Source organism: Variovorax soli NBRC 106424 (assembly GCF_001591385.1).
GTDB classification, from domain to species: Bacteria; Pseudomonadota; Gammaproteobacteria; order Burkholderiales; family Burkholderiaceae_C; genus Variovorax; species Variovorax soli.
This window is the reverse complement of the sequence record NZ_BCUU01000211.1, coordinates 1-2,102: the sequence shown is the minus strand read 5'-3', so window position 1 is coordinate 2,102 and position 2,102 is coordinate 1. Positions and strand designations below refer to the sequence as shown.

At 72.0% G+C, this 2,102-nt stretch carries 1 pseudogene; it reads right to left on the bottom strand.

Annotation, left to right across the window (positions count from 1 at the left end):
- Positions 1-2,102: pseudogene (locus tag VSO01S_RS27660) on the bottom strand (hypothetical protein); the annotation flags it as partial.

Genomic DNA, 2,102 nt, shown 5'->3' with positions numbered 1-2,102 from the left:
CCGGCGGCTGGCCCGCGGCGGGCGGCGGGTCGAGATTGGGCGCAAGGTCGGTCCACACCTTCGAGTCGAGCAGCGAGATCGGCAGGGCCGGGGCGGGGGCCGGCGCAGGCGGCGGCGGCGGCCGCTTCTTCGGCTTGCCCCCGGCCTCGGGGCTGGGCGGAACGCCGGGCGGCACGGGAGGCGGGGTGTAGCCGGTCGGCACCACGTTCTGGTCCACCCACGCACCGGGGCCGCCGCCGTTGGGCGCGCCGGCGGCGCGCGCATAGCGTCGGATGCGCTGGTCGCACAGCACCCAGGCCACGTCCGGGCTCTGCCAGCGGCAGGTCGTGATCACGCTGCCGATGCTGTCCTGCGCGCCGTTGATCACCGGTGGCGTGGCGGTCATGCCGGCCAGCGGGTCCGTGCCGGTGGGCAGCGTGACCCACTTCTTGCCGAAGTCGTCCGAATACCAGAGCCGGTAGGTGCCGATCAAGGTCTGGCTGAACCGGGCCGGCACGCCCGCCGTCGGCGCGCTGCGCGTGTTGGTGATGTTGGCCGGCATCGAATAGAAGGCCGCGATGTCGCGCTCGGCCGTGGAGATGAGCCCGCCGCGCACCAGCGGGCCGGTGCCGCCCGTGGGGTCGCGGTTCCAGTTCCCCTGCACGTACTGCGCCAGGGACTGGCTCGGATTCACCCCGTTCATCACCACGCCGCCACCGTCGCCCTGGAACTTCATCTTCCACACGCCGCTGGACAGGCGCTGCACGGTGCCGTTGTCCTGCAGGCCCGAGATGAGGTGGCCCTCGGCCATGGGGTGGCAGGCGACGTAGTTGGACTCGCTGATCGTCAGGCCGTTGTTGCGCGGGTAGAAGCCTGCCGGGCGCGTGGGCCGGTCGGAGCGGTACACGCCGCCGTCGCAGCCGGTCCACAGCGTGTTGCCCGCGTTGCTCCAGGCCAGCGCGTGCACGTCGGCATGCACGCCGATGCCGATGTGCGTGTAGGGCGTCGCCGCAAGGCCGTAGGTGAGCACGCCGCCGTTGGCCGGGTCGGGCGCCACGTCGGCCACCACGATGGCGGCGTTGAATTGCACCTGGCGCCCGTCCTGCGTGAGGTCCTGCAGAAAGCTGCCCGCCAGCGCCACGCGGTTCGCGGCGCCGGGGTGCACCGCGATCGCGATGTCGTAGAAGCCCTGGGTGTGCAGGATGTTGGGAACGCCCACCACGCCGTGCGCCACCGGATCGGTGCCGCTGGCCGGGTTGGTGACACGAAAGAGTCCGGGCGCGGCGTCGCCGAAGTCGTTGATCACCCACACCTGCGTGGGCGGGGTGGATGCAGCCAGCTCCGCGCGGGTGGCCGAATAGGCCAGGCCGGACGCGGGATCGACCGTCACTTTCTTGAAGTTCGCCGCGCCGTTGTCGCGCACCCACAGGCCAAAGTCCGGCCCGTCCTTCACCCACACCCAGCAGCGCGCGGGCGTCGTGCCGTTGACGGGCGTCCACAGGATGTCGCTGCAGGCCTTGTCCAGCGTGGCGAAGGGGGTGCCGGTCGGGCGCCCCCAGGTATGGCGCTCGGCAACCACGGCGGGGCGCTGGCGCAGGCCGGTGAGCGTTGCCGCCAGGATGGTGTTGCCGTGGGGATCGCGCGCGAAGCGGTAGATGCCGTTGTTGACGAGGTTGGTCGCCTCCGGCTTCCACGGATCGGGGTCGGCCGACTTCGTGGGCTTGTCACCCACCAGCACGCCGACGCCGCCCTCCGAACTGCCGGGTGCGCCCACCATCGGATGGGTGACTTCGCCGGTACCGAGGAAGACCATGTCGTCGCCTTCCGCGGCGCCGAACTCCACGCGCAGCGCACCGCAGGCATTGCGCTGCGCGGGCCGGTTGATGCCTGCGGCGTTGGTGGGCGCGAGCCCGCCCACCGAGGTCCAGCTGTCGCCGCCGTTCTTCGAATACCAGACGCCTCCGTTGGCCGAGGCGGCGTAGATGCGCTGGCCGAGTTCGTGCACGCAGATCGCGTTGATGCGCCCCGCCACGCGCGGGTTGCCTTCGGCCTGGCCGTCCAGCACGGTGGCGGGGCCCAGGTGCTGCCACACGAACTGGTCGCCCGCCACCGGCGCGAAGGGG